At 44.6% G+C, this 20,836-nt stretch carries 17 protein-coding genes; all 17 read right to left on the bottom strand.

Annotated features, from left to right (window positions below; translation table 11 throughout):
- Window positions 1-79: 79 nt before the first annotated feature.
- Window positions 80-2,689, bottom strand: a complete 2,610-nt coding sequence (locus T344_RS0100640; RefSeq protein WP_027627113.1) for a glycosyl hydrolase family 2 protein — start codon at window positions 2,687-2,689, stop codon at window positions 80-82.
- Window positions 2,679-4,691, bottom strand: coding sequence for a beta-galactosidase (locus T344_RS0100635; RefSeq protein WP_027627112.1), 2,013 nt, complete (start codon window positions 4,689-4,691; stop codon window positions 2,679-2,681). The genes T344_RS0100640 and T344_RS0100635 overlap by 11 nt, the downstream gene beginning before the upstream one ends.
- Window positions 4,688-6,244 (bottom strand): response regulator transcription factor, encoded by a 1,557-nt coding sequence (locus T344_RS0100630; protein ID WP_027627111.1) that lies wholly within the window; start codon window positions 6,242-6,244, stop codon window positions 4,688-4,690. The genes T344_RS0100635 and T344_RS0100630 overlap by 4 nt, the downstream gene beginning before the upstream one ends.
- 5 nt (window positions 6,245-6,249) lie before the next feature.
- Entirely contained in the window at window positions 6,250-8,049 is a 1,800-nt protein-coding gene (locus tag T344_RS0100625) for a sensor histidine kinase (protein ID WP_027627110.1), read from the bottom strand.
- 104 nt (window positions 8,050-8,153) lie between these two features.
- Window positions 8,154-8,978, bottom strand: coding sequence for a carbohydrate ABC transporter permease (locus T344_RS0100620; protein WP_027627109.1), 825 nt, complete (start codon window positions 8,976-8,978; stop codon window positions 8,154-8,156).
- On the bottom strand, window positions 8,975-9,847 hold the full coding sequence (locus tag T344_RS0100615) for a carbohydrate ABC transporter permease (RefSeq protein WP_034860457.1): 873 nt from the start codon (window positions 9,845-9,847) through the stop codon (window positions 8,975-8,977). Before T344_RS0100615 ends, T344_RS0100620 begins: the two co-directional genes overlap by 4 nt.
- Before the next feature lie 137 nt (window positions 9,848-9,984).
- The gene (locus tag T344_RS0100610) at window positions 9,985-11,307 is read right to left on the bottom strand and encodes an ABC transporter substrate-binding protein (RefSeq protein WP_027627107.1); all 1,323 of its coding nucleotides are present in this window, start codon (window positions 11,305-11,307) and stop codon (window positions 9,985-9,987) included.
- Window positions 11,308-11,495: 188 nt separating this feature from the next.
- Window positions 11,496-12,293: a zinc dependent phospholipase C family protein gene (locus tag T344_RS29505; RefSeq protein ID WP_027627106.1), complete on the bottom strand. Its 798-nt coding sequence runs from the start codon at window positions 12,291-12,293 to the stop codon at window positions 11,496-11,498.
- Between the two features lie 173 nt (window positions 12,294-12,466).
- Window positions 12,467-14,224 (bottom strand): NADH-dependent [FeFe] hydrogenase, group A6, encoded by a 1,758-nt coding sequence (locus tag T344_RS0100595; protein WP_027627105.1) that lies wholly within the window; start codon window positions 14,222-14,224, stop codon window positions 12,467-12,469.
- Between the two features lie 16 nt (window positions 14,225-14,240).
- Entirely contained in the window at window positions 14,241-16,034 is a 1,794-nt protein-coding gene (gene nuoF, locus T344_RS0100590) for an NADH-quinone oxidoreductase subunit NuoF (protein WP_027627104.1), read from the bottom strand.
- Between the two features lie 17 nt (window positions 16,035-16,051).
- The gene (locus tag T344_RS0100585; RefSeq protein ID WP_027627103.1) at window positions 16,052-16,426 is read right to left on the bottom strand and encodes a (2Fe-2S) ferredoxin domain-containing protein; all 375 of its coding nucleotides are present in this window, start codon (window positions 16,424-16,426) and stop codon (window positions 16,052-16,054) included.
- Window positions 16,410-16,988 carry an ATP-binding protein gene (locus tag T344_RS0100580; RefSeq protein WP_027627102.1) on the bottom strand — a complete coding sequence of 193 codons (579 nt, stop codon included), beginning with the start codon at window positions 16,986-16,988 and terminating at the stop codon, window positions 16,410-16,412. Before T344_RS0100580 ends, T344_RS0100585 begins: the two co-directional genes overlap by 17 nt.
- Window positions 16,989-17,002: 14 nt before the next feature.
- Window positions 17,003-17,497 (bottom strand): NADH-quinone oxidoreductase subunit NuoE, encoded by a 495-nt coding sequence (gene nuoE / locus T344_RS0100575; RefSeq protein WP_027627101.1) that lies wholly within the window; start codon window positions 17,495-17,497, stop codon window positions 17,003-17,005.
- A gap of 270 nt (window positions 17,498-17,767) precedes the next feature.
- Window positions 17,768-18,061 carry a DUF1292 domain-containing protein gene (locus T344_RS0100570; RefSeq protein WP_479692225.1) on the bottom strand — a complete coding sequence of 98 codons (294 nt, stop codon included), beginning with the start codon at window positions 18,059-18,061 and terminating at the stop codon, window positions 17,768-17,770.
- Window positions 18,062-18,193: 132 nt separating this feature from the next.
- Window positions 18,194-18,619: a Holliday junction resolvase RuvX gene (gene ruvX, locus T344_RS0100565; protein WP_027627099.1), complete on the bottom strand. Its 426-nt coding sequence runs from the start codon at window positions 18,617-18,619 to the stop codon at window positions 18,194-18,196.
- Between the two features lie 138 nt (window positions 18,620-18,757).
- Window positions 18,758-19,024, bottom strand: coding sequence for an IreB family regulatory phosphoprotein (locus T344_RS0100560; RefSeq protein WP_004630108.1), 267 nt, complete (start codon window positions 19,022-19,024; stop codon window positions 18,758-18,760).
- 203 nt (window positions 19,025-19,227) lie between these two features.
- Window positions 19,228-20,544 carry a tRNA (N(6)-L-threonylcarbamoyladenosine(37)-C(2))-methylthiotransferase MtaB gene (gene mtaB / locus T344_RS0100555; protein WP_027627098.1) on the bottom strand — a complete coding sequence of 439 codons (1,317 nt, stop codon included), beginning with the start codon at window positions 20,542-20,544 and terminating at the stop codon, window positions 19,228-19,230.
- Window positions 20,545-20,836 lie beyond the last annotated feature (292 nt).

Here is a 20,836-nt window from a genome sequence, read left to right as displayed (position 1 = left end):
TTCGTAGGTTGCACATTTTCATAGGTCGTATATATTCATAGGTTTGTACATAAAGGTAAAGTCCAATGTAAAGCCTGGCCTATACCCTTAGCTGCGGCCGCGACCGCAGCCCGAAGGGCGGCAGCACCGCAAGAGCCGACCACGCATCTCCAGCCCGCCATACCGGTGTAGTTGAAAGTTCAATTGCAATCACATTTTCACCCTGCTCCAGTACCAGCTCGAAATCATAGGGAGTACCAATTCGCCTGCCGCAGGACTTTCCGTTGACAAAAACCTCCACGGCATCCGGCAGTCCCTCAAGTGCAAGAACAGCCTGCCTTGGCCCTGCCTTCTCAATCAAAACAGTTTCATAGCGCACCATGCCGTTGAACTTACCTTCGGCCGCCCAATCGGTTAAATCCGGAAAAACTTCCTCTTCCCCGATGTCGCACAGCCACTTGAAATCAGGATATTCACTCACGTCTGCACAGAATACCTTCCATGCACCCTGCAGTTTTTCACAGCTGTATCCGGGTGTAAAGGGCGGTGCATACGGGGCTTCATCCGTTAAAATGATAACAGTTGCCTCCCCCGGTGCCAGTTGCAGCCGAAAAGATGTCTTTCCTTCAGAAATTCCCTCGCACAGTGTATATATCCTGTTCTTCCACCCGTCAAGCCTCAGAATCTTTCCCGTACATTCCTGAAATGCAGCTGTTACAACAGTATCTACAGCATTTACCATACCCTCATTGAAGCAGTATATGCAAATCCCGCTGTCATTCCGGTAGGAATAGGTACGCAGATCGGGATAAACTCCGTCAGTCTTTATTGCAGGCCCTATAGCTTCCTGCACCATTCCGGCAAGCATTTCAAGTGAAGCCACCGGGACGGCGGCCAGCTTCTTCAAAACTTCAGCCTCATCGGGTATGTCCTCGCAAACAGCCCGGGGCACACCTTCCAGCAGGAATACGGGATACCCTTTTTGTACCGCCTCACCTGCAAAACGCGCCACCGCCTGCGGAATATATTCGCAATACGGAATTACCAGAGCACGGTAAGCCTGTGTACCCGCATGGAGCAGGGTATCAAATTTCATACCGTATTTTTCAGGTTCTGCAAACAGGTCATTGGGAACAACATCACATTCTATCTGATGCTCCATCAATGCTCTGAGGGGCTTCTGAAACAGCATGGCACCGCCCGCCCATTCGGCATCGGCATGGTACAGCACCGCAACCTCGGCCAGATAACGTCCTCCCGAAAGCAAATGGCTCATCCGGTTCATATATGCCATCAAATCCCCAAAGTGCCGGTATTGCGGATGATTCCCTCCGGCATAAAAATGCGGCGGGCAGTCGGGGTCCGGAAAAGCCTTGGGAGAAAAAGCGTGGGGAACAAAGTGGTTTATGCCCCGGCACAGCATATGATCAGCCAGCCATTTCATAAGGGAAACGCCTTCCTGCCAGCCGTATGCTCCAAAAATCTCACACATGGCCCTTCCTTCTTTTTTTGCATCTATGTGGGCCAGGGAGCTGCCCATTTTTGCCAGTCCGAAATGAAAGAATTCCCCGTCCCTGTCGGACGCCACCCATTGGTGGACGGTCTGGGTGAGCCCGGGCATGATCTGCAGCAGTACCACATCAATCCCGGCCATGCCCATTCCCGAAATACTTCTAAAATAATGTCCCGTGCTGCAGCCCAGCCTTCCATGGGAATTGTCGTCCTCTATAATATGTCCGATATGTGAAACGCCGCGCTGGCTGCACCACTGGTAAATCTGGTTTGAGAATGCGGCCTCCAGCTGGAGGGTCACTTCATCCATATAGGAATACCGAATTTTTTCGGTAGCCTGTCCCGCATAAAACCACAGCGCCGCAAGAAAGATAGAGAAACCGTCCTTCCAGCGTTTTTTCAATCTCTCTCTCAGTTCCCCGCTCCAGGGGATGAATTTCATGCCTTTTCCCAGCCGTGCCTGAAAATCATAGCCCGGCAAATTGCCAAATTCCTGCTCGTCGGAAAAAAAGCCCATAAAGGTTTTGCCGAAATCCTCTCGGTACCTTTCGTAATGGGGCCTGTATACCTGATCAATCAGTACGCCCACCGATTGTGAATCCAGTATGTTAAAATAATCCCTCTTTCCGTCGCCATGGTGGGTGGTATATATTATGAACACCCTCCATAACCCCCGGGGTACATCCCAGCGAAGCCAGCCGTTGCGCACCTGCGCCGTCAAATCCACACCCTGCCTGAGATCAATGTCCCCCGTATCCTGGCTGGTCCTGGGATAAGCCGTTACAGCTATGAGTTCATCGCCTTCCCCAAGCACGGCGTCCACCAGCATGGCACTCCTTTCCAGGGGACCGTTCACATCGGCATGCCACTCTGTCAGAAAAAGATTGGCCAAATTCTTGTGAACGCCTGAGAATGCTCCATTGGCATGGCCGGTTGGAAAACTGTCGTCATCCAGAAGCCATACCTGCATATTATTGGTGCGCGCCTCCTCCATAATGAGATCCATGTCACGCCACCAGTGCTCTCCTGCAAAATCCGGGTGAGGCCTTGATTCCACACATACAGCTGAAATATTGCTTTCACGGATGCGCTTCATTTCCTCCAGAAGGACCTCCGGAGCCTCCCCGTGCTGCCAGAAAAACGGAAATATATAATTGTCCTGACGGTTCTTTAAAACCTGCTGCAGTTTATTGTCCATTCTTATCCTCCCTGGCTGCCCGGGTAAAAACTTCTACCCCGTACTCTCTGACCGTGCCCTGACAGCCCGGTGAAACCGGCCTCCAGGTCTGGTCTATTTCAAGGCTTTGGGCCTTATTTGTATGATTTATGGCAAACATATAGTCGTTTTTTCTGCCGTTCCTTACAGTGAGCTCCACACCATCGGGTGAAGTGCCCCAGTTCTGGAGGGACAGCTCCGATATCAGATAATCCGCCAGCCTGTCCATCAGAGGTCCATCCGGCTCTGTGGCAATGTAGAAAGCTTTGCCTTTACCAAAACCGTTCACAGTAACGGCAGAGGTATCCTTATAGAATTCCCCCTTATATTCCGCAAGCGCCTCTGCCCCCTTCAATGTGACAATGTCACACCATTTCCGGGCTTTTCCCCTCTCTCTGCCGTTTTTCCATTCAACTTCAACCTCCATATCCAGAAGGCAGTCATAATCCCTTATGACAAGGCCGGTAAGCCTGCCCAAATTCCCCGGCAGTTCCCTGTCCATCTCACATACACTGTTGATGTTCTTTACGCCCGTCCGCATTGTAAGCACGAGATTTCCGCCGTTGGACACATAATTTTCAAATTTTTCCTCCAGCTCAGGTGTCATGAGAATCTGCAGTGGTGCTATCACCAACCTGTAAGCTGTAAAATCATCCTTTTCGCTTATAAAATCCATTGGAACATTACGTTTGTAAAACCCGTCATAATATTTTTTTATCTGGTCAACATAACTGAGCTCAGGGTGATGAGGCTGTATCTGAAAGGCCCAGTCCTGATCATAGGAAAAGAGGACGGCCACCTGTGCTTTTGTTACCACTCCATGGATATCTTCCATGACAGGAACCATTTCTGCAATGGTCTTTTTTAATTCCTCATACCGTCTGCCCGGAATACCGCTGTGGGGCAAAATCCCATGCCAGTACTGCTCGGTTCCCACAGTACAGGTTCTCCACCGGAAGTACACTATTGTATCGGCTCCGTGCGCCACACAGTGCATGGTCCACAGCCTCAGCTGGCCGGGCCGCGGCGTTCTGCCTATTATGGCACCGCCGGTAGGGCCTGCTTCCAGTTCCATCATCCAGAAATTCTTCTTCTTTACTCCCCTGATAAAGTCAAGGCAGGCCGAAATCTCAAAATCCGGCTGTCCTTCTCCGCTTTCAAAATAATATCCCGTGGGATACTGGTCGTTTGAGGCAAAATCAAGGTTCCTGCCCAGATCGAAATAATTGGTTTTATCATATAAGCCCATCATATTATGGGTTATAAAATGGTGCGGACATATTTCCCTGATAATATCTACCTGGAAATCCTGGAAATCCACTATCAAATCCGAGCAAAATCGCTTCCAGTCCAGTAAAAGAGAAGGATTATGGGCTGTGGGTGTCTTTCTGGGAACCGGTACCTGCTCGAATTTGTCATAGTCCTGGCTCCAGAAACAGGTTCCCCATTCCCTGTTCAGTGTTTCAACAGTTTTATATTTCTTTTTCAGCCACTGCTGAAAATGTGCCTTGCAGGAATCACACATGCACAGGTTCTCATGGCTGTTTCCCAGCTCATTGTCAATCTGCCAGCCAATTACATCCGGATTGTCCCTATAGTGCCCGGCCATGGCGGTTACAAGGCGGCCGACATGCTCCCTGTAGGCCGGATTGCTCTGGCAGTCATGATGCCTGCCTCCGAAGCTTTTTACCAGGCCGTCGGAATCCACCGGAAGTATTTCAGGATTTTGTTCGATTATCCAGGCAGGCGGCGCCGCCGTGGGTGTACCAAGTACAGTGCTGATCCCGTTTTTTCCCAGGATCTCGATTGCTTCATCCAGCCACTCAAAATGAAATTCGCCCATGCGGGGCTCAAACCTGGCCCAGGAGAACTCCCCCAGCCGGGCCACCTGCAGTCCCATCTCACGCATCATGGAGGCATCTGTTTCCCAACGCTCCCTGGGCCAATGTTCGGGATAATAATCCACTCCAAAAAAAATACTCATATTTTATCAACATCCCCCTGTCGTATATTTTTTCTGTACTGCTTGGGGCTTACCCCCGCCACCTCTTTAAATATCCTGCTGAAATAGTTCACATCATTGTAGCCTGTCATTGCGGCAATTTCCTTCAGGGGCCATTTTGAATCCGCAAGCATTTCCCTTGCCTTTGCAATCCGTAGATTGGTCATCAGTTTCATGGGGGATATCCCCTTGATTCCTGTAAAGGTGTTTGAAATATAACTTGCATGGTAACCGAATTTTCTTGACAACTGCTCAAAAGAAACAGCCTCTGTATAATGCTGGCATATATACTGGTAAATCCGTTCAACCACCTCATGCACATTAAGATTTACCTTGGATCTCACCACATCTTCCCCAATATCCCGCATAAGGCCTGCAATGCCTTCCTTGAAATCCCCGAAGCCGGCCGATGAACAAACAACCTGTTCCACCTTTGAAAGCAAATCCTCCAGCGGATATAACTTCTGAAGACAATCGTACCGGTTATATATTTCCGAAACCAGATATTTAGCGCTGAACTCACAAATCACCTGGGGCAGCCTGGCCTTCTGCCATTCTCCGGCCAGCAGCAAAAACTGGTCTATCACACCGGTAAGGTTTTCGTTGCCCAGCAATTCATGGATGCTTTTGCGCTGCTGGCTGTTGATAGCAACATAATTTTCAATCGGTGCGGTATCCTCGGGTATGATCACACTGCTTTTCCCCAGCACAATACGGTTGCTGAGATTTATTCTGGCCTCATGGTGGATTTTGTTGAGCTGTTCAATATCTTCAAAAGGGTTGCTCAGGGCAATTGTCATCGGCATATCCAGTTCCTTTGCATAATTGCTTGCCTCATTGACAAACCTTTTTACATGCATTACACTCTCATCGGTGACAGAGAGGAAAACAATCTTCTCATTGGCCACCTTGGCATCAAGGACACAGCATTGTCCGCTCTGTCCCATTTTATCATTGATCCGCTTTTCGATTTCCGGCGCATTCCAAACTGTATAGTCAGGCGTTATAAAATCCACCGAACGCACCGAAAAGGCTCCCAGGCACAGGAGGGCCAGATAATGGCAGCGGTATTTTCCAGGTACCTCCGCCCCTTTATTTTTCTCAGGATGATTATTAAACAACAGCTCCTGTATATACCGCCTGTAATTGTACATTTTTTTATTTTCAACTTTTTCGCATACCTTTTTCATTACCTCCCGGAATTCCTGATAAGTAAAAGGCTTCAGTATATAATCATTGACACCGTACTGCATGGCCGTCCTTACATACTCAAAATCACTGTACCCGCTGAGAATAATATATTCTATGGAGGGCATAATTTCACGGGACTTTTGAATCAGCTCCAGACCGTTCATACCCGGCATTTTTATATCGGTAAGCACAATATCGGGCTGAAGTGTTTCCAGACTTTCCAGCGCACTTTTTCCGTTGAAGCAGGCCCCCACAATCTGCAGGGGAAGATTCAAGTCCGGGATCATTGCCATAATCCCGTTCTGAATAGCCGGTTCATCTTCAACAATAAGCAGTTTTGCCATAGTTATCACTCTCCCTCAAATGAAATTACCACTCTTGATCCTCCGTCTGGGGTATTGCTTAAATCAAGCCGCATCTTCCCATTGGAATACAGGCGTAATCTGCCGTATGTGTTTATAAGAGCCAGTCCGCCGATCTGGAAATCGGAGGAGAACATTCCCTCGTCAATCTCCCGGTTTACCGTCTCAAATTGTTCCTTCAGCCGGACAATGGCTCCTTCTGTAAAACCCCTTCCATTATCCTCTACGGCGATATTCCAGCCATTTTCATCAATACTTCCCCGGATTATGATCCTGTACGGAGGTTCAGCATCCTGCAGGCTGTGCTGAAAGCAGTTTTCGGCAATGGGCTGGAGTACAAATTTGGGAATAATCACCTGTCTTAAGCGCTCATCAATCTCCAGTGTGTACTCAAGATAATCAAGATACCTGTATTTCATTAATTTCAGATAATTGGACACATGTTCCAGTTCCTGCTGCATGGTCACGGTTGATTGAGTGGTATCTGTGGAGTAGCTCAGCATTCTGGTAAGTGAAGAGCACATGTCCATAATCTCAGGTGCATTTTTTTGCCTGCCCATCATTCCGATAACCGCCAGGATATTGTGCATGAAGTGAGGATTTATCTGGGCCTGGAGCATTTTATAATAAGCCTGGATTTCCCTGGTGCGGAGCTGCATCAATTCCCCTGTTGCATGCCGTATATCCTCCAGCATTTTTTCAAAGGCATGGGTGAGCTGAGTTACCTCATTGTTGGTATCGGCTACCTGCAAATCCACTGAAATAGTGGCATAATCAATGCGGCTCACATTGTCACGCAGTTGTCTGATGGGTTTGTAAAGGCTTTGCGTCACCCCATAGACAATCAGCAGCAGGGCTGCAAGGATGGTAACGGCACATATTACAAAAACTGTAGTTGTATTGTTGACAGAAGCCAGATAGTGCTCGGTATTGACCAGCAAATAAAGCTTCATGTCATAATCATTGAGCAAAGTGGAGCAAACGATATACTTTTTCCCTTCCAGGGACATTGACTGTATGGTCTGGCTGCCCGGCCCCACCTCACAATTCCGGACCAGCGGCTCCATGGCTCCGGCCGGGGCACCGCCTGTTGAATAAAACATTATATTGTCATCCTTCACCACTACCGTATGCACCGGATAGCCCGACAGCTCCATGGTAAATATTTTATCCAGGTAGGTTCTTTCAAACTGAACATCAATTACTCCATAGGTTTTATATTCATTTTGAATCAGCCGTACGAAGGAAAAGGTTTCGTTCCGGGATCTTCCGTACATATCCTCAGAGACGGGTGAAATATATTTGCTTATATTGTTTTCAAGTACGTAACGGATCCAGGTAATCCGGGAAAGGGCTTTCTTGTCCAGTGTTACACCATTATAAATGTCCACCCCCACATAGTCGTAGTTCTTTGATATTACATTAAAGCTGCGGTTATTGAAATACGTGCCGTTAAGACCGATAATAACATCCTGTATCCGGCTTTTTCCCTGGGGGTGGAAATAAAAATAATTCTCCGGTGCATTATCCTGGGTAATTTCATTCATTGCAGCCTGGACTTCGCTGCTGATGGCAACTCCGCGCGATATACGGCTCATTTCGTCCAGCACTCCCTTAAACTGGTCCGAAACCCTGGAAGTCATCTGAATCAGATTATCCTGGGAGGATTTCTTCAAATTTTTGACCTGAACCTCATAATAAATACTTATGAAAATCAGAAACAAAAGACCTATTATTGTAGAATATGCCAACAGCAGTTTCGTAAGATAACTTACATTTTTCAGCAAAGCCCAAACCTCCGAATCCGACAGATATTTATATTATCATACACAATTATACCAGCAGTAATACTTATATATCCAATCGTATGCCTGTAACAGCTTTGTATCCGTCAGCCTTTCACCGCACCTGAAACCATGCCTGAAATAATATATTTTTGTCCCGACAAATAGATGATTACAACAGGCAGGCTCGACATCAGTATATGTGCGCAAACCAGATTCCAGTCAGAGGAATATTGGCCTATAAACCCGTAAATCCCCAGTACAAGCGTCCATTTCTTAGTATCTGAAAGCAGGTACAAAGGGTACTGGAAATCATTCCAGATAAACATAAACTGCGTGATACAGGAAGTGATAATCACCGGTGTCAGCAAAGGAAAAAGTATTTTAAAGAACAGCCTCAGTGCCCCGCAGCCATCCACGATTGCAGCTTCATCCAGTTCCCGGGGAATGGACGACACCGCGCCGTAGGTGAGAAAAATCGTCAAGGGCGTGAATATTGCCACATAAACTAAAATAATGCCCTGATAACTATTCATCATATGGAAATATTTCAATATCTCTATCAGGGTGATTATCTGTACCGGAATGACAAGGCCCAGCAGGAAATAATTATATACGGTCCGGTTCAGAGAAGAACGCCTGCGGTTGAATACAAATGCGGCCATTGAACCCAGGATTACGGACAGAAGTACCGCTGCTCCGGTAATTAAAGCGCTGTTCATGAGAGAGCGGAACACCGAGCCCGTTGTTAAAACCGTTTTAAAGTTTTCAACCATAAAGCTTTTAGGCATCAGCAGATTCATGGCATCTGCTTCGGCCGACGACTTGAAGGAATTTATGACCACCAGCAGCAAAGGCAGTAAAATCAACAGACTCAGTGCCCAAAGCCCCACCAGTGCCAAACCTTGAAAAAAGCGTTTTTGCCTGTTCATCTTTCCACCTCCAGTTTTGAGAACACACCGTTGATGACTGCAAATACAGCTACAACAAACAGTGTAAGTACTATATTGGCCGCACCTCCGGTAGCAAGTGCCCCGTTGCCCATATATTTGTAAATCCCCGTACTAAGCACTTCGGTGGAAAGGCCGGGGCCTCCTCCGGTAAGTGCAATGACAATATCAAAAACCTTAAGCCCGTTAATAATGCTGAGCAGAATATTTACATTCAATGAAGGTATCATCATCGGCAGAGTAATATTTTTAAACTGCTGCCAGTTGTTTGCTCCGTCAATTGTTGCAGACTCATAGTAATCCTTGGAAATTACCTGAAGTCCGGCTAAAAAGATTACCATGCAATAACCCGTACCCCTCCATATTTCAACAAGTATTACCATCCACATGGCATATGCGGGATTCCCCAGCCAATCGGTAGACGAAAGGTTTGTGCTGAAAAATGAGAAAAATACATTAAGCAGCCCGGTATCGGGCATAAAAATAGATTTGAAAATAATACCCACTATAAGGGTACTTAAAACCATGGGCAGAAAGTAAACCGTCCTGAGCAGATTTCTGGTCTTAAGCTTTGTATTGAGCGCAAGAGCCAGCGCAAAACCAAATACATTTTTAAACACGGTAGTGATAAGTGCAAAAAGCAGAGTATTTTTTAAACCTGTTTTGAATAAACTGTCATTCAACAGGTTGGTGTAATTCTCCAGTCCGGCAAAAGACTTGGTAGAGGAATAAATAGTCCAGTTGGTAAAGGAATATATGAGCCCCAAAAGGCCCGGTAAAATAAAAAGAATTGTGTAAATGGCAAAAGGTACTATCCAAAAATAGTTGGGATAAGTCTTTTTCATATTCATTGTCATACACCTCAATTTCCTGATGCTCTGAAAAATATACGTTATTGAACATCGGGGATAAAGCCGACAATTTTACAGGTACCGTAAAATCCATTGACCTTATCCCCGTGTGAAAATCCTAAACAATCTCTGACTTGTTAAAACCCTTCCAATCCAATGGATTTTGCAATTTTTGCCCTCATGGTATCGTATTCCTTTGCAGCAGCTTCAGGTGTTTTTCCACCTATGATAACTTCCTGTCCCAGCTTGCAAAGACCGTCATAGTCCTGCCCCTTCACCAATGAATTGTGTGAACGGTGAGTCAAATATTCCCCGCTGTTGATTTTGTCTGAAAGCTTTTGTGCAGCACTTGGAATTTGTGCCTTAACATCCTTGAACGGGGATATGGACTGCAAATTGCTGTAATATGCATTTAAATTATCCTGCTCTGCGGCAAAATTAAAGAAATCCTTTACAATATCAACATTTTTGCCGGTTTTGGGTATATACCACTGTCCGCTTGTTCCTGCAAAGATTGTTGTATTATCCCCTATATAAAACGGAATAAATTCTATTTTATCAGCTGTCCCCGGATATTTTTTCTCAATTTCATTAACCCAGGAAGTCAATCCTACACCTACGCCTGCCTTGCCCTCGGCAAAAGCTGCAAACTGTCCGTCCCAGGTGTTTGCCATGGTATTCGGTCCGAGATAACCCTTGTCATTAAAGCTTTTCAAATCTGCAAGACAGCTTACAAAACCCGGTATTTCAGAGTATTTTGCCTGATTGGTCTCCAGCTTTTTCGGAAGTTCGGGATCTTTCTGTATGGCCGCCCACAGCGAACCGCTGGTCATCTGCCCTACCATCCAGGGATCTTTGCTTCCCAGATACAATGGCTGTATATTGTTTTGCTTTAAAGTGTCAAAGGCTTTTAACAGCTCATCTTTACTGTTCGGGATGGGAATATTGTATTTCTGGAATACCTCGGTATTAACTGCAAAGCCCCATAAATCCTGACCCCAGAGCGGAAGTCCCCAAACCTTGCCCTCAGCCATAAAATCTTCCTTATTGATGAGCTTGTCCACCCATGGTTCATTGGTGAGGTCCACCAGCTTTTGTTCAGGCATCATATAGTTCAGTTCCAATACCGACGCTGAATTAACCATAATATCCGGGAACTCATTTGTTGCAAATTTGGTTTTAATGATTTCAGAGGCTTTGTCATCAGGCAATACCTGAACATCAAACTGTACGCCTGTCTTGTCGGTATACTTCTGGAACAGTTCATGCATTGCAGGCTTTTCCCAGCCCTTTGCCATAACAATACTCAATGTAACATTTTTCTTTGGAGCCGAAGTCGTATCCGTCGAAGTACTGCTGCCGCTTTCGGCCGGCTTTTCTCCTCCGCAGCCTGTCAGAACAAATGCCATGGACATCATAACCGCCAGACTCATTGTCAATAGCTTCTTTCCGTATTTCATTCTGTTTCCCCCTGTTCATTTGTTGATTTGTCTTTATTGTATCCCGAATTGAACAGCAATTATATTCAGATTTCACAAATAAAATATGGACTATTTTTTGCACCGGCAGGATACGGCCATTTGGATATAAAAAAGCCGGTGAGCTTTTCAGCAATACCGGCAGCATGAACTTTTATTCTTTTGATTTGTCATCCGAAATTCCGGTTGAACATACAGTTCAACGGTGCATTGTATATTGTTGTTTCATATATATTCTCAACTGCAAGCAGACCATCTGAAACTATGTCCTTCATATCACAGCACAATTTTTTCGCATATGGCTGAAAGTGTTTATTTTCCTTGCTGTCCACAATCAGAGCTGTAAAAGGACCTTTTTTGCCCGAAAGGCCTTCTGCAAACTCAAGGAGCTTTTTCTTGATATCCCACCTGCAAAACAATATCATCAGGTAGAAGCCCATACTGTTCACACACTCTTTTAAATGCCTTGCTTCAATTTGCGGATAGACCAGTTTCAGAAAATCCCATTTTTTATTTGTTGATTTTACCAGCTGATATCTGTTAAAAGTGTGAGGCTTGCTGCTGTAATTCCCTTTAATGATTTGCCTGTCCATCTCGGCTTCCAGCAGAAGATGCTCTCTTATATCAGGGGCATATTGGGTTATTTCCCCGTGCAGGCCGCTGTCCAGCACAAAGTGGCAGGCCAGCCCCATCAGATACCCAAGTGCGGCATTGCTTTTTTCCTGTCTGATATTTACAGCCGCACTGCCAACCAGGTCTCTGGCAGGACGGAAATGAATTTCCTCCCCCAGTATATTTATTTTGTTATTCATATACGGCTTATAATAAAATAACAGATCGGGTCCCTGCAAGCCCAGATTGAATACAGCCCTGTAATTATGAATAAATTCACCTATTTCAGAATTATCCTTATTTATCTTTTTTAATATCTCCTGTCCGAAATAATAATGAGCAGCTATACTAGGCATATGTTATCGCTCCTGTGCAATATTATATTCTTTAATTACAGAATAACCGGCTTGTTATGATTTCAAATTATACTGGTGTAAAGTTTGTGTAAAAATTTTTATTGACAAAAAATAAGTCCCGGGCTTCAATTCATCAAATTGAAACTCAGGACTTATAATAACCAATAAGTTAATTATTTATTTGTTATTTCAGGATAATTTTCTCTCGGTACATAGTGTGTGTGCAGTACCTTATGGGCCTTATGGCTTCCGGGCTCACCAAAATATTTTTCATACATTTCCTGTACGATTGGGTTCTCATGGGACTTTCTGATGGTGAGGCTCTCATCCTCCCGGTATATTGCCTTCGCCCTTTCAGCTCTGAGGTCGGTCCAGCTTCTGACCGATGAAGGCTGTATCGGCTGTCCGCCGCCATTTACACATCCGCCGGGGCAAGCCATGATCTCAACAAAATCATACTGTGCCTCTCCTGCCTTGATACTGTCCAGCAGCTTTCTCGCATTGCCCAGACCGTTTGCAACGGCGGCTCTCACCTTCATGCCGCCTATCTCTATGGTAGCTTCCTTGATGCCTTCAATTCCCCTGACAGCAGCATATTCCACAAGATCAAAGGATTTTCCCGATACGATTTCGGCCACTGTACGCAGGGCTGCTTCCATTACGCCGCCGGTGGCTCCGAAAATAACCCCCGCACCTGTTGCTTCACCCATGGGATCATCAAATTGGCCGTCTTCCAGACTGTTAAAGTCTATTCCCGCTTCCTTTATCATTTTTGCAAGCTCTCTGGTAGTGAGTACAACATCCACATCAGCAAAGCCTGCCGCCGACAATTCCGGCCTTTGCGCCTCGAACTTCTTTGCGGTACACGGCATGATTGAAACAACAAATATCTTAGCGGGATCAATACCCGTTTTTTCTGCATAATAGGTTTTCAGAACGGCTCCAAACATTTCATGGGGCGATTTGCAGGAGGACAGGTTATCCAGAAATTCAGGATAATTGTGCTCGCAGAATTTGATCCATCCGGGGCTGCAGGAAGTTATGACCGGAAGTTTCCCCCCGTTCCTGATCCTGTTCAGCAGTTCGGTGCCTTCCTCCATGATTGTGAGATCGGCAGCGGTATCGGTGTCAAAAACCTTTGCAAAGCCCAGGCGGCTCAACGCCGAAACCATTTTACCGGTGACTCTGGAGCCGATAGGCAAACCGAATTCCTCTCCAATTGCCACCCTTACGGCAGGAGCAGTCTGAACCACCACATGCAGTTCGGGATTTGCCAGCGCCTCCCAGACTCTGCCGGTATCATCCCTTTCTTTCAAGGCACCTACGGGACAGACACTTATACATTGTCCGCACATGGTGCAGGGCACATCAGCCAGGGATTTGTCAAAAGCACAGGAAATTACCGACTTGAAACCCCTTTCTGCAGCACTTATGACCGATACGGTCTGAACATTCCTGCACACGCTTACACAACGTCTGCAAAGTATGCATTTATTGGGATCTCTTACTATTGAAGGTGAAAAATTGTCCAGCGGCATATCCGTGCTCTGGCCCTCAAATCTAAGTTCGTTGATATTCAATTCCTCCGACAGGGTCTGAAGCTCACAGTTCCTGTTTCTGACGCAGGTGAGGCACTTCTTGTCATGATTGGATAAAATCAATTCCAGGGTTACCTTTCTTGCTTCTCTTACATTTGGACTCTGGGTATATATTTCAAGTCCCTCGGCCACAGGATAAACACATGCTGCCTGGAGTGCCCTTGCCCCCTTTATTTCAACGACGCACATCCTGCATGCGCCTATTTCGTTAATGTCCTTCAGGAAGCAAAGTGTTGGTATTTTAATGTTGGCCTGCCTCGCTGCCTCTAAAATAGTCATATCCTTTTCAACCTGCAGTTTTTTGCCGTCTATTGTTATATTAACCATTGACATATCGCACTCTCCTCCCTCATATTTTCGCTATGGCCTTGAATGGACATTTTTCCATACAAGCGCCGCATTTTGCGCATTTGCTCTGGTCTATCACATACGGAACCTTCTTTTCTCCGCTTATGCAGTTCATTGGACAGACTTTTGTACACAGACCGCAGCTTTTGCACCTGGCGGCGTCTATGGTGTATTGCAGCATGGATTTGCAAACCCCGGAAGGACATTTTTTCTGGTACACGTGGGCTTCATACTCATCTCTGAAATATTTCAAAGTGCTCAGTATGGGGTTTGGAGCAGTCTGCCCCAGACCGCACAGTGCCGAGGCCTTGATATTTTTAGCCAGAAGCTCGAGCTTTTCAATATCGCCGTCTTCACCTTTTCCTTCGGTTATTCTTTCAAGTATTTCAAGCATGCGCTTTGTACCTATTCTGCAAGGCGGACATTTACCGCAGGACTCGTCCACAGTGAACTCAAGGAAGAATTTTGCTATGTCAACCATACAGTTATCTTCGTCCATAACTATAAGGCCGCCGGAGCCCATCATGGAACCAAGGGCTATAAGTGAATCATAGTCTATGGGTGTATCCAGATGGGATGCAGGGATGCATCCGCCCGAAGGTCCTCCTGTCTGGGCAGCTTTAAACTTTTTGCCCTTTGGAATACCTCCTCCTATATCATAAACAACCTCTCTGAGGGTAGTTCCCATCGGAACTTCCACAAGGCCGGTATTGTTGATTTTTCCGCCCAGTGCAAAAACCTTTGTTCCCTTGCTCTTTTCCGTTCCGATGCCGGCAAACCATTCGGCGCCTTCAAGAATTATTACAGGAATGTTTGCATAGGTTTCCACATTGTTAAGTATGGTAGGTTTCTGCCATAATCCCTTAACAGCAGGAAAAGGAGGTCTTGGCCTCGGTTCCCCTCTGTGTCCTTCAATGGAAGTCATCAATGCGGTTTCCTCACCGCAAACGAAAGCTCCGGCTCCAAGTCTTATTTCAAGATCAAACTTATGGCCGGTACCAAGTACATTGTCACCAAGAATTCCGTATTCTTTTGCCTGTTCGATGGCTATTTGCAGTCTTTTTACAGCTATGGGATATTCCGCTCTAACGTATATGAAACCCTCTGTTGCGCCTATGGCATATCCTGCAATTGACATGGCCTCTATCAGCGAATGAGGGTCCCCCTCAAGTACGCTTCTGTCCATAAACGCGCCGGGATCGCCTTCGTCGGCGTTACAACAGACATACTTCTGATCCGCAACCTGCTTTGCTGCAAATTCCCACTTTACACCTGTCGGAAAGCCTCCGCCCCCTCTTCCGCGCAAGCCTGATCTCTTAATGGTGTCAATAACCGCCTCGGGAGTCATTTCGGTCAATACTTTTTCAAGTGCCTTATATCCGTCGAAAGCTATGTATTCATCGATATTTTCAGGATTGATACGCCCACAGTTCCTCAGCGCTATACGGTGCTGTCTCTTAAAAAAGTCGACACTTTCAAGTGCTTTTGAAATATCCTCGGCTTCCTTTTCCCCTGCAAGCAATCTCTTGACAATTCTGCCCTTGAGCAAATGCTCCTCAACAATATCCTTCACATCTGGAACTCCAACCCTGGTGTACATGGCACCTTCAGGGTATACTACAACGATGGGACCTTCGGCACAGAGACCAAAGCAGCCTGTCTTAACAATTTTTATCTCACTTTCCAGGCTGTTATCCTTGAGCAGGGTCTCCATTTCCTCCATGATTTTCAAGGAGTTGGAGGAAGTACACCCCGTACCTGCACAGACCAGCACATGTGCTCTATATAATTGCATAATTTCAACCTCCATAATTATTTTTTGGACTCTTCAGCTCCAATAGTAAGCTCGGAACATACCTTGCCGTTTACAATGTGCTCCAATACAACTCTTTCAGCCTTTTCAGCAGTCATTTTCACATAGGTAGTCTTATTTCCCTCACTGTCAATGATATCCACTATGGGCTCAAGCCGGCATGCACCTATACACCCCGTCATAAATACGGTAATATTTTGCAGCTTTCTTTTGCTTATCTCTTCCATAAAAGCTTTCATCACCGGTCTTGCACCCGCTGCAATACCGCAGGTAGCCATTCCGACAATAACCCTCAGACCATTTTCATTTGATCTGAGCGAGATCTGTTCAAGTGTTTTCCTTCTGATCTCATCCAATTCAGCAATTGACTTCATTAAGTACACCTCCGAAAATATTTTTTATGCCGTCATCAATATACTCTTTCAACCAGTTTATAACTGTATATTCCGTAATAATCACACCCTTAAGTGATTCAGCAACCTCCCGGGTATCCAGCCCGAAACTACCCTTTTCACCTTCCAAAAACAACATGAAGCGTATTTCCGGATTTGATGATATCAAGGTAATCATGGTCTCACCCACATCACCTACAGGAAGCCTGTCGATGTGGTCGATTGGAAAAGCGGCTGTAATCTCCGTTCCTGCATCCTTTTGAGAACTTAATTTGAATTCACCGTCACATTTTAAGGCAGATTCCTTTAACAGCGGTATTCCCAGTCCTACTTTGCGGGAAGTCCGTGTTGTCATAAAAGGATCTTCAACCCTGTTCAGCAGTTCGTACTCCATTCCTGTGCCATTGTCTGTTATTATAAGTTTCAGAATATTTTTACCAAGTGATGAAATGTCTTCGTGTTTTAATATTATTGAGATTTCTGTTGCTTTTGCCTTTATAGAATTTTGTACTATGTCAAGAATATGAAGTGATAAGTCTCTCATATGTAGCTCCGGTTTTATAAGTCTTTATATTGTTCCAGTATCCCGGCTACATCGTCAGGAACCAGTCTTCCATGGACATCGTCATTAATCATGATTACAGGAGCAAGACCGCAGGCACCAATACACCTGCATGCATCCAATGAGAATTTCCCATCTTCAGTGCATTGTCCTACGTCTATGCCGAGTTTCTCCTTGAACTTTTCAAGAATGTCCCCCGAACCTTTCACGTAGCAGGCAGTACCCATACAAACATTGATTTTAAAACGTCCTTTTGGATTTAATGAGAATTGAGTATAGAAAGTTACAACACCGTAAATCTCAGCAAGCGGTACGTTCAACTCGTCGGAGATTGTTTTCAATACCTTCTCCGGCAGATAGCCGTATACCTCTTGAGCTTCGTGCAAAACAGGGATAAGAGCACCTCTGGTCTCTTTGTATTTTGCAATGATTTCGGTGAGTTTCAAGCTGGTTTCGTCTGCACATCCGCAGCAGCACTCATTTGCACTCATTAATTTTGACCCCCCTTAAAAAATGTATTAATTTAAATTGTTATAATATTAACAATATTCGTTAATATTATAACAAATAAAGTTGAATTATTCAATAAACCTGTTAAAAATATATCAAATTATAGATAAGGTACATAATACATATTTTGCATGTAGTCTGTTTTAATTTTGTATGGAAATTTTTTAATAGAATTGAGTTTTGTGATCCAATATATAACTAAAAACCTCCAAACGATGCATATTCACCCATTTGGAGGCCTGTTGGCAAGCTTATTCCTCGAAGTCGTATTCTTCTTCCATTCTTGTTTTAAATTCCTCGAATACACTATTTAATTCGTCTTCATCATCAACAGTTACGAAGGAATCCTCTCCGTCATCACCGTGATCGACTTTGAGGATAACCACTTCATCAGCTTCTTCATTCTCCTGGTCTTCCACCGGCAGAAGAACTACATATTCATTTCCGTTCATCTCAATGGTATCGATATGTTCAAACTCTACTTCTTCTCCGTCTTCTCCTACCAATATTACAATGTCGTCTCTTTCTTCATCCATATTGCTCATAATCTATTTCCTCCTGAAACCAATCGAATTTATTATTTTATTACTATTTATCAAACAATAATTTCAATATTTTTACACTAAAATTATTGATTTAATAATATCACACTTATAAAGGATTTCCAACAATAAGTTTTATATGTTATTCCTGCTCTGTCTGTCCAGATATCCCTGAAGGATGAATACGGCAGACATGGTATCCACAATATTCTTTTTGTTTGAGGCTCTGACCCCAAGCTCATTCATGGCCCTGTGGGCCGATACCGTTGTAAGTCTTTCATCCCATTTGACAATATTGAAATCACCCTGTTCCAGCAGTTTCTTTATAAACGCTTCGGTGCGTTCTGTCCGTGGACCTGCCGTTCCATTCATGTTAAGGGGATAACCTATGACAATATCTTTGATCTCATACTGCTTTATTATCTCCATTATTCTCTCAATTGCCTTCCTCAGGCTATCCTTGCACTTTACCGTTTCAAGCCCCTGCGCAGTCCAGCCCATGGGGTCGCTGACAGCAACGCCTATCCTGGAATCTCCGTAATCTATGCCCAATACTCTCAACTTTAACCTCCGCCACCGTACAGCACGCAAACAATAATAAAAATCCCTTTCCTTGTCCGCCCGCCGCACATAAAAATATTTCGGGAAAAATTAATAGGCACTCCTTTAATTTAGAGTGCCTTAAAATCTTAATAATATTTATTCCACGGTATTATTATTGCTTTCAAGGTAGAACTTCAGCACTTCCTCCAGAAGCTCGTCTCTTTCCAATCTCCGAATAATGCTTCTTGCATTTTTGTAATTTGTGATGTAAGTAGGGTCTCCGGATAATATATAACCTACCATTTGGTTTATGGGGTTATAGCCCTTTTCCTTAAGCGCCTGATAAACCGAAATCAAAATCTCTTTGGCTTCATTATCCTTTTCCTTGTCTACATTAAACATCATAGTTTCATTAATGCCCATTTAATCACCTTCCTAGCGTAGCCGTAGTCTCTCATTATACGCTTTTGTAACCTGCCGAACCCTTTTTGGGTTTTAATTCTCCTTATACGCTATATATTAATACTAATATATCCTTTAAGCTTTTGCAACAACTTTACTGTGTCAATAACAAATTTGTTATTTATTTCCACTTCCCAATCCAGGTTGAAGTCTTTATGTCTTATTTACCATAAAATATTTCCTTCAAACAGGTTTCCCGAAACTTTTTTCAATTTTGTATTGACTATTTTACCTGTCATTTCCGGGCCGCCCTGTGCCGCAACCCTGATATAATTTTTGGTAAGGCCCTCGATATATCCTTTTTTGTCATGAAGTTCCTGTTCGTACAGCACTTCCATTTCCCTGTCAATAAATCTGTTTAAATACTGTTCTTCCAACCGGTCGGACAACGCAAGCATTTTTTCGCTTCTTGCCTCCTTGATTTCGGGGGTAATCTGGTTTGCCGCCCCGGCTGCGGGAGTTCCCTTTCTTGGAGAGTATTTAAACACATGGATTTTTGAAAAACCTATTTTCTCTGCAAATTCCAGTGACTTTTTAAAATCCTCTTCGGTCTCTCCCGGAAAACCCACCATAATATCGGTAGTTATGGCTGCGTCAGGAATATACTTTTTAAGCAGGGCAGCACTTTTACTGTATTCCTCCGATGTGTATTTCCGGTTCATAGCCTTCAGGGTATTATCACACCCGCTTTGAAGCGAAAGATGATAGTGGGGGCAAAGTTTTGGCATTTCAGCCGCAGCTCTGACAAACTCTTCTGTTATGGTAGTAGGTTCAATTGACCCCAGCCTGATCCGTTGTATACCCTCTATCCCATTGAGCTTTTGTATGATATCAAGCAGATCTGTGGTTTTCAGGTCCCTGCCGTAGGAAGCCAGATGAATACCGGTCAGCACTATTTCAGTAAAACCGTGCCGGGACAGCTCCCTCACTTCCTCTATGACATCCTGTGGCTTTCTGCTTCTGACAGGCCCTCTAGCATAGGGTATGATACAATAGGAACAAAACTGGCTGCAGCCTTCCTGTATTTTAAGGTAGGCCCTTGTTCTCTCCTTGTAGGTACTTACCTTGAGCTCTTCAAAGCTTCTTGAAGTCATTATGTTGTCCACGGCATTTATTTTGCACTCACCGGCTTCGAGCCTGTCAACGTACTCCAATATTCTATTTCTGTCCTTTGTCCCGATTACCAGGTTCACACCCGGTATTTTAAGCACATCCTCGGAGGAGGTCTGGGCATAGCATCCCATAACAGCTACAATTGAATCCGGGTTGGTTTTTTTAGCTTTTCTGATTGCCTGCCTGGACTTTCTGTCACTGAGGTTTGTTACGGTACAGGTATTAATTATATAAATGTCCGAATTCTGATCAAAGGATACAATTTCATACCCGTTTTGTTCAAACAGTGAGGAAACTGCTTCCGATTCATATTGATTAACCTTGCAGCCGAGGGTAAAAATAGACATGGTTCTCTTACGCCCATGCATATCGGCCTCCCGGAAGCCAGGACTTGAATCCATGTTGCCGTTTTTGCTTTCCAACATTATAAAACCCTTTCTAAATACATCGCAAGCGCATATATGATGTACCACAAAGTATAGCATTGTATTGACGGTTATTTCAAGGATGTATTTTACATAAAGTCAGCAGTTTATTTTATATAGTTTCACTAATCTTATGCATTGAGCCCTTAACTAAAATTTATAAACAAATGCGTGTGGTCATTTCTCAAATTAATCCGTTATGTCAGTTAATTTATACTTTGCTTTACCTTCGTCG

This window comes from Ruminiclostridium cellobioparum DSM 1351 = ATCC 15832 (assembly GCF_000621505.1).
GTDB lineage: Bacteria > Bacillota > Clostridia > Acetivibrionales > DSM-1351 > Ruminiclostridium > Ruminiclostridium cellobioparum.
This window is presented reverse-complemented; position numbering and strand designations above follow the sequence as displayed.